The 8,261-nt window shown below is 77.7% G+C and carries 7 protein-coding genes; 1 reads left to right on the plus strand and 6 read right to left on the minus strand.

The genetic code is table 11. The features are described 5' to 3' along the window. The 6 genes from GQS09_RS24900 to wecB form a co-directional block, all read right to left on the minus strand. Window positions 1–953: BadF/BadG/BcrA/BcrD ATPase family protein (locus GQS09_RS24900; protein WP_165989816.1), on the minus strand; the 953-nt coding region annotated here is incomplete at its 3' end. Window positions 954–1,068: 115 nt separating this feature from the next. Then, the gene (locus GQS09_RS24905) at window positions 1,069–1,746 is read right to left on the minus strand and encodes a uracil-DNA glycosylase (RefSeq protein WP_165989817.1); all 678 of its coding nucleotides are present in this window, start codon (window positions 1,744–1,746) and stop codon (window positions 1,069–1,071) included. A gap of 84 nt (window positions 1,747–1,830) precedes the next feature. Further along, window positions 1,831–4,053 (minus strand): glycosyltransferase family 1 protein, encoded by a 2,223-nt coding sequence (locus GQS09_RS24910; RefSeq protein WP_165989818.1) that lies wholly within the window; start codon window positions 4,051–4,053, stop codon window positions 1,831–1,833. Beyond that, entirely contained in the window at window positions 4,050–5,963 is a 1,914-nt protein-coding gene (locus GQS09_RS24915; RefSeq protein ID WP_165989819.1) for a hypothetical protein, read from the minus strand. Before GQS09_RS24915 ends, GQS09_RS24910 begins: the two co-directional genes overlap by 4 nt. Continuing rightward, complete coding sequence (locus tag GQS09_RS24920; protein WP_165989820.1) at window positions 5,963–6,679, minus strand: hypothetical protein; 717 nt, start codon at window positions 6,677–6,679, stop codon at window positions 5,963–5,965. The genes GQS09_RS24915 and GQS09_RS24920 overlap by 1 nt, the downstream gene beginning before the upstream one ends. Next, window positions 6,672–7,793 (minus strand): non-hydrolyzing UDP-N-acetylglucosamine 2-epimerase, encoded by a 1,122-nt coding sequence (wecB, locus tag GQS09_RS24925; protein ID WP_313896325.1) that lies wholly within the window; start codon window positions 7,791–7,793, stop codon window positions 6,672–6,674. The genes GQS09_RS24920 and wecB overlap by 8 nt, the downstream gene beginning before the upstream one ends. Before the next feature lie 168 nt (window positions 7,794–7,961). Between wecB and GQS09_RS24930 the strand changes: the two genes are divergently transcribed. Next, the coding region (locus GQS09_RS24930) for a hypothetical protein (RefSeq protein WP_207958249.1) at window positions 7,962–8,261 on the plus strand (300 nt) is incomplete at its 3' end.

An 8,261-nucleotide genomic window follows, 5' to 3' on the forward strand; every position in this document is an offset into this window, starting at 1 on the left:
AGCCCGGCGGCCACCAGCAGCGCGCCGTCCAGCGGATCACCGGCCGCCTCCGCCAGGGCGGCGCCCGGGAGCGCCGCCCCGAGCGCCGCGCGCAGCGGGGCGAGCAGCGGCTCGCCCAGCCGCAGCAGACCGCCGGTCAGCGCCACCCGGGCACCCTCCGCCGGGCAGACGGCCGCGGCGCTCTCCGCGGCATGGCCCGCGGCCTGCCGCAGAATCCCGGCCGCCACCGGATCACCGCCCGCCGCGCTCCGGGCCACCTCCGGGGCGAAGGACGCCAGCACCGCCGGGCGATCGGTGCGCGGGTAGAGACCGGCGGGCAGTTCGTCGGCCGGGCCGAAACGCTCCCGGGCCCGGGCCAGCAGCCCGGCCGAGCCGCCCGCCCTGCCGTCATGGGCGCGCAGCGCCGCCTCCAGCCCGGCCCGGCCGATCCAGGCGCCGCCCCCGCAGTCGCCCAGCAGATGGCCCCAGCCGTCGGCGCGCCGCCAGCGGCGCAGATCGGTGCCCAGGGCGATCAGCCCGGTGCCCGCCGCCACCACGGCGCCGGGCCGTTCGCCGAGCGCCCCGGCGTAGGCGGTGACGGCATCGGCGGCCAGGGCCAGCCGGTGCGTGCCCAGGTGCCCGGCCAGCGCGGCAGGCAGTTCGGCACGCAGCCGGCCGCCGAGCGTGGCCATCCCGGCGGCACCCACGCAGACCGCGGCGACGGGGGCGTCGGACGCCGTGACCGAAGCCCGCAGCCGGTCGGCCGCGGGCAGCAGCAGCCGGAGCAGATGACCGGCGTCGATGCCGTCCGGTCCGGTGCGCACGGGCGGCGCGGTGACCGTCCCGCCGACGCGCTCCGGACGGCCGTCCGCGTCCGTCCGGGCCAGGGCGATGCGCAGCCCGGACCCGCCGGAATCGACTCCCAGCACCCACCACGGCCCGGACCCGGTCACCGCACCAGCCTCCCTGCCCACCGATGCCCCGACGTACCGACGTACCGACGTACCGACGACGCTACCCGGCGCCGGACCCGGCCACGCCCGGCACGCCGCGGGCCCGGCCGGAGACGCGGCGGTCAGGGGCGGGCGGTCAGGGCAGGCGCCAGTCGACCGGGCCCGCGCCCTGTTCGGCGAGCAGCGCGTTGGCCCGGCTGAACGGGCGGGAGCCGAAGAAGCCGCGGTCCGCGGACATCGGCGAGGGATGCGCCGACTCGACCGTGGGCACCGAGCCCAGCAGCGGGCGCAGAGTGCGCGCGTCCCGGCCCCACAGGATCGCCACCAGCGGCTTGCCCCGGGAGGCCAGCGCCCGGATGGCCTGCTCGGTGACCTCCTCCCAGCCCTTGCCCCGGTGCGCGCCGGGACGGCGCGGAGCCGTGGTCAGCGCCCTGTTGAGCAGCAGCACGCCCTGCTCGGTCCAGGGCGTGAGGTCGCCGTTGGAGGGCCTGGGCAGGCCCAGGTCGGTGTGCAGCTCGCGGTAGATGTTCTCCAGGCTGCCCGGCAGCGGGCGGACCTCCGGAGCGACCGAGAAGCTCAGGCCGACGGCGTGCCCCGGGGTGGGATAGGGATCCTGGCCCATGATGAGCACCCGGACGGCGTCGAAGGGCTGCTGGAAGGCGCGCAGGATGTTGGCCCCGGACGGCAGATAGGTGCGCCCGGCGGCAACCTCCTGGCGCAGGAAGTCGCCCATCGCCGCGATCCGTGCGGACACCGGCTCCAGCGCCTTGGCCCAGCCTTCCTCGACGATCTCGTGCAAGGGTCGTGATGCCACGGTCCGTCACCCTACTGGCCGCACCCCGGTCCTGTTCAAACCGGCTGCCGTGCCCGGCCGCCCCGCCGCCCCGGCCGGCGCGGCTCAGGCCACGGGTGCGGCGGCGCGGTCGGTGGCGCCGGCGGTCAGCAGTTCCGTCCAGGCGGCACTGACCGTGTCCAGGGAGAAGGATTCCCGCACCTGGCGGCGGGCCAGGCCGCCGGCCTCCTCCCAGCCGTCCGCCGCCAGCGCGGCGATGGCCCCGGCCATGGCGTCCGGCGACTGGTGGATCCAGCGGCGGTCGTAGATGGCGTCCGCGCCCGGCCACGGCAGCAGCGCCGGAACCGCGCCCGAGGCCATGCCCTCGGCCGGGGCCAGGTGGAAGCTCTCGTCGTCGCTGACCGAGAGCACGAAGCCGATCCGCCGCAGCCAGCTCCCCACGTCCGGTCCGAACTCGTCGAACACCACCGCCCCGTCCAGCAACGGGTCGCGCTGGATCCGGCGCAGCACCGGGGCATAGCTCTCCCGCTCCTCCGGCTTGTTCCAGACCCACCAGTAGTCCCACGGCATCCGGGACTTCACCGACAGCTGCCAGCGCGGATCGCGGGCCCGCAGCGCGGCCAGCACCTCGATCCCGAGGTCGAGCCGCTTGCGCGCCGGGGCAATGCCGATCATGCCGAGCCGGAACCGGGCGTCGGCGGTCTTGGGCCGGTCCAGCTGTTCGGCGTCCACCCAGTTCGGCACCGTGACCAGCTTCTCCGCCGGCCAGCCGGTACGTTCCCGGGCCAGCGCGGTGTAGTGCGGGCTGACGCAGATGACCTGGTCCACCGCGTCGATGTCCACCTGCCGCGGCCAGTCGGCGTACAGCTCGAACCGGTGCAGCCGGACCAGCAGCCGGCTGCCCGGCCGCTTGTGCCTGCTGTACCAGACGGCCGCGGGCCCGCACCACTCCACCAGCACCACATCGGCCCACCGGGCCAGTTCGAGGCTCGCCCGCGGATCGTGCCGGGACAGCGCCGGCCAGGCGTCCACCCGCACCTGGACCCCGGGCAGGGCCCGGATCCGGTCCAGCAGCCGGTCCAGGAACTTCAGATCGTGCCCGGCCACCCCGATGCGCAGCGGCCGGTCCCGGCCGCTCAGCGCGGCCGGCTCCGGCGGGAAGGCCCGGTCCAGCAGGGCCCGCAGACGCCGCGCCGCCCGCTCCAGCGTGAAACCGGAAGCGGCCTCCCGGCACCGCCGCGCGGCCGTGCGGTACAGCTCCGGGGAGCGGACGGCCCCGGCCACGGCCCCGGCCGCGTCCGCCGTCAGGCCCCGGCCGGGCACGAACAGCGGATAGTCGGCGCCGAGCAGCGCCTCGTGCGCGGGGGTGCGGTTGAGCAGCACCGGCAGCCCCAGCATGCCGAACTCCAGGACCTTGGTGGACAGCTCCAGGCTGGCGTCCAGTTCCGGGTGGCGCCAGCCGAGGCCGATGTGGCAGCCGGCGGCGGTGCGCATGGCGTCCAGGCGGCCCATGCCGCCGTGGTGCACCACACCCGGGGCGGTGCGCAGCGCCCACGCCATCCGGTCGTGGTAGCCCGGGTCGTCCGGCACCCGGTGGATCTTGTCGCCCACGGCGTGCAGTTCGGCCCGCACGCCCCGGGCGGCGAGCTCGCCGGGCAGCCGGGTCATCTCCAGGGTGTTCCACTGCGGCGCGAACTTGCCGGTGTAGACCAGCCGTACCGGCTCCCCGGCCGCGTCCCGCGGGCCGGTGGCGGTGCCGGGCTCCGGTTCCGGCACGCTCGGCGGGTACAGCACGCACTTGCCGCAGGCGTCCGGCACCCAGGTCTCCAGGAAGCAGCGCATCTCCTCGGTCTGGCACAGCAGATGACGGGCGGCCCGGGCGATCCGGCCCAGCGCCTCGGCGTCCGCCGGGGTCATCCCGGCCGCCGACTGCGGGATGTCGGTGAGATAGGCCCAGATGCGGCCGTCGAACCGGCCGTCCGCCACCACCCGTTCGACCAGCCGCCGGCCGCGCAGCACCAGCAGGTCGCAGGGGTCCTCCTCGTCCAGCCGGGCCAGCCGGCCGGAGGCCCGGCGGTGCGACAGCGGGCCCTGGTTCGGGGGCGGGCCCTGGAGGACCGTCACGCCGGGCAGCGCGGCGATCGGGTCGGTCAGCCGCCCGGTGCGCACCGGGGCCTTGAGCAGCAGCCGGCTGCGGCACCCGGCAAGCGACAGCGCCTGCATCATGGCCTGGGCCCAGACGGCGGAGCCGTCCAGCAGATTGAGGTCCACGTCCCCGTAGACCAGGGCGTTGGGGGCGGTGTGGGCCGCTCGGTGGGAGGTGGTCATCGCGGTTCCCCTCGGGGGATGGCGTACAGGCGGTAGCCGCGGCGGAACCAGGACCCGGGGTCGCCGCCGGAGAGCAGCAGGGCGGTCCGGGCCAGGGCGGGTTCCAGCGCGGGAACGAAGCAGGGGGCGTCCGGCCACCGGTCCTCGGGGCCGGGACGACCGGCGGGGCCGGCGGGGCCGGCGGGGCCGGCGAAGCCCACGGCGTCGGCGCCGGAGCACTCCTGGGCGCACATCAGGTCCAGCAGATGGCCGGCGTCCCGGTCCACGGTCAGGTCGTGCCAGCCGGCCGCCCAGGGCGCGGTGGGGCCGTCCCCGGCGGCGCGCACCGTGATCCCGGCGGCGGCCAGTTCGGCCAGTTCCTTGCCCGGACCCGGCACCACCACCTCCACGGGGCGGTGCGACTGCGCCAGTACCTGCTTGACCAGCACCGTGACCTCGGCCGCGCCGCCCGGCGCGGCCAGCACCGCGATCCCGCGGGCGGCCAGCGGGTCGGCGGCCCCGGTGACGCCCCCGGCCCGGACCAGCTCGGCCAGCCGGACCCGCACGGCGTGGGAGGCGAAGATCTCCCGCAGCTCCTCCCGCCCCACCGCGGCCGGGTCCAGCCGGCCGGGCGACACCGCGGCCGGCGCGTCGAGCACACCGTCCCAGTCGAAGCGCGACAGCCCCGGGGCCGCGGAAAGGGGGACGTCCCGCCACAGCACGGTGCGGCAGCCCTGCGCACGGGCGGCGGTGAGCGTCTCCTGCAGCCGGCGGTCCAGGCCGGGCGCGGCGCCGGTGCCGCAGCCGGCCCAGGGCCCGGACCCGGCGGCACCGGCCGTGCAGGCGGCGGCCTGCACCACCAGCAGATCGGGCGCGGACATCTCCGCGACCAGCCGGGCGTCGTGCGGCAGCAGCCGGTTGACCACGGCGTCCCCGGCCAGGTCCGCGGCGGTGTCCGGGGTCAGCACCCCGGCGATCACCAGCCGGTCCCGGGGGCCGACGGCGATCGCCCGATGGGCCAGGTGGAGCCGTTCACCGCCGGTGCCGGTGCCGGTGTCCGGCGGCTCCGCGGCGGCGGGCGGCGGGTGCGGCGGCCGGCCGGCGGAGGGACTCCGGCGGCCCCGCCACAGCCCGTACAGCTCCCGGGGCAGTCTCGGCACGCCGCGCACCGGGTCGCGGGCGGCCGAGACCATGCTCTGCCCGACCCGCAGCGAGGTGGAGTGCCGCAGGGCGGCCACCCGGGTCTCCAGCAGCTCGACCCGTTCCCGGGCCCGGCGCAGCGCGGCGGCCAGCCGGTCGCGTTCGCGCCGTACGCCGGCGAGCTGGTCGCGCACCGCTTCGGTCCCGGCCAGGCCCGGGGCCTCCGGCCGGCCGGAGGCGGTGGCGGTCTCCCGGGCGGCCTCCAGGTCGAGCAGCCGGGCGCGCTGCGCCCGGGACACCAGCCCGGCCAGGGCGTGTTCGCCGGCCAGCCGCAGCACCGTCTCCAGCGCCGGCGCGTCCGGCGGGACCGGCGCGCCGGCGGGGTCGCGCAACGGCAGCGGGCGGTCGGTGCGGGCGAACACCGCCGCCGCGCCCGGTCCGGTGTAGTCCAGGGCGGCGGCGGCCAGCACCTGGCAGCGGGCCCGCACCAGGGCCTCCAGCAGGTCCTGGTAGGGCAGTTCGGCGGCCGGCTGCCGGAAGACGGCCAGGCCGCGGGCGCCGGGCCGCATCCGGTCCAGCAGCGTGCGCAGGGCCTCCGGCGGGCCGTCGGGCGGCGGGTGGGGGAGCAGCACCAGCGTGCCCTCGCCCAGTTCCGCGGTGCCGTCGTCGGGACGCAGCGCGATGCTCTCGGGCAGATGCAGGTACGGGCCGAGAGCGGGATCGCCGCCGGTGGCGTCGACCAGCGAGGTGACGCCGTCCAGGCAGGGGTGGAGCAGATCGAGCAGGCGCATCAGCCGCTCCTTGTCAGCACATGGAAGCCGGTACGGGTCCCCGGGAAACCGTAGGGCGCGAACTCGCGGTACCGCATGCCGAGCGGCTCCAGCAGGGCGCGGCAGGCGTCCGCGGCGGGATCGTCCGGGCCGGTGCCGGGCAGCAGCAGGCTGCCGGTGAGCCGGACCAGCCGGGCCAGGCGGGTGACCGGTTCCGCGGCCCGCCGCCCGCTGTCCGCGCCGTCCGCGGTGTGCCCGGTGCCGGGGGTGCCGGCGCCGGGGGTGTGCCCGCACAGCACGAGGTCGTAGAGCCAGGGGGTCTGCCAGGCCGCCGGCGGGGCGGTGAGGCGGCGCACCCGCGCGGTGCCCGCCGCCCCCGGGTCCGGAGCGCCGGGCAGGCCCGTGCCGGCGGGGGCGCCTCCTTCCGGGGGGCACTCCCCCGGCGCGTCCTTCTCCGGCGCGTCCTCCTCCGGTGCGGTCTCGTGCAGCAGGTCGACCCGCAGGCCGCAGCGGGCCAGCCGGCCGGCCAGCGGACGTCCGCCGTCCGGCTCGCGCACCACCTCCAGGACGAACAGCGGGGCCCCGGGCCCGGTCCGTCCGCCGGTGAGCCGCAGCACGGCGCCGAGCCGCAGCGCGTCCAGCGCCTCGGCCTCCGCCTCCGCCGGTTCCGGCGGCAGCGGCACGGGCAGGTCCGCGCGGATGTGCTCCGCCGCCGCAGGTGCCGGTGCGTCAGCCATGGCCGCGGTCCTCCAGCCACCGGGCGATCACCCCGGCGATGCGCGCCCCGGCCCGGCCGTCCCACAGCGGCGGCCGTTCCGGCGCCGCCCGGCCGCCCTTGAGCGCCTTGCGCAGCGCCGGGGCCAGGCCGGCGGGGGTCACCAGCCGGTTGGTCCCGTGGGTGAGGGTGACCGGCCGCTCGGTGTTGGGCCGCAGCGTCAGGCACGGCACGCCGAGCACGGTGGTCTCCTCCTGCACCCCGCCGGAGTCCGTGACCACCGCGGCGGCACCGCGCAGCAGGCCCATGAACTCGACATAGCCCAGCGGCTCCAGCAGCCGGACGCCCGGCACCCGGTCCAGCCCGGCCGCCTGCAGCGCCGCCCGCCCGCGCGGATGCAGCGGGATGACCAGGTCCACCACGGCCGCGGCCTCGCGCAGCGCCCGCACCGCCGCGCCCGCGGCCTCGGCGGAGTCCACATTGGCCGGGCGGTGCAGGGTGACGGCGGCATAGCGCTCCGGCAGCCCGTACGCCGCCCGCACCGCCTGGGGATCGAAGCGCGGCAGATGGGCCGTCAGGGTGTCGATCATGGGGTTGCCCACCAGATGGATACGGTCGGCCGGCACGCCCTCGGCGGCCAGATGGGCGACCGCGTCCGCGCTGGTGGCGAAGAGGAGCCCGGACAGCTGGTCGGTGAGCCGCCGGTTGATCTCCTCCGGCATCGACATGTCGAAACTGCGCAGCCCGGCCTCCACATGGGCGACCGGGATGCCCAGCCGGGCCGCGGTCAGCGCGGCGGCCAGGGTGGAATTGACGTCGCCGTAGACGATCACCAGCGCGGGGGAGCGCTCCGGCAGTTCGTCCTCCAGCGCGGTGAGGAGGGCAGCGGTCTGCCGGGCGTGGCTGCCGGAGCCGACGCCGAGATCCACGTCCGGCTCGGGCAGGCCGAGTTCCCGGAAGAAGATGTGGGACATCCGTTCGTCGTAGTGCTGCCCGGTGTGGACGACGTGCTGCGGCAGCCCGGCCGCGCGCAGCGCGGCGACCACCGGGGCCGCCTTGACGAAGTTGGGCCGGGCGCCCACCACATGGACCAGCGGGCCGGGGCCCGGGGGAGAGGGGTCTGCGGTCTGGAGCACGGTGCCTCCGGTTCGCCGCCCGCCCGGCGGTGCGGGCGGCGGTGACAGGTGGGTGACAGGTAGGTGTTCCGCCCGGCGGGCTGCCGGGCGGGCGTCGTCGTCTCCCGGCGTCCCCCGGGCGGACGCGCCGCCCGGGAGACCCGGCAGCCGCCGGGTTAGCGTGAGCCGGTGCGACGCACCCCCCGCGCTCTGATCCTCGCCGCGTCCGTGGCCCGGCGCCATGTGGGCAACGATCCCGCCCGGGCCGGGCTGCTCGCACTCCGGATGACGCCCGAACGGGTGAAGGTGTCCGCCCACCGGCTGGTTCTGGCCCTCCTGCCGGGGGCCGTGCTGCCCCGGGCGGTGCGGCTGTGGGACACCGGCCGCCGGGAGCGCGCCCTGCGGCTGGCCCTCCGGGCCCCGGCCCGGCCGCGCACCCTGCGGCGGCTGGCCCTGTGGGCCGCGGCCGTGGACCGGCCCGACACCGCC

This window comes from Streptomyces sp. YIM 98790, assembly GCF_011421595.1.
Taxonomy (GTDB): Bacteria; Actinomycetota; Actinomycetes; order Streptomycetales; family Streptomycetaceae; genus Streptomyces.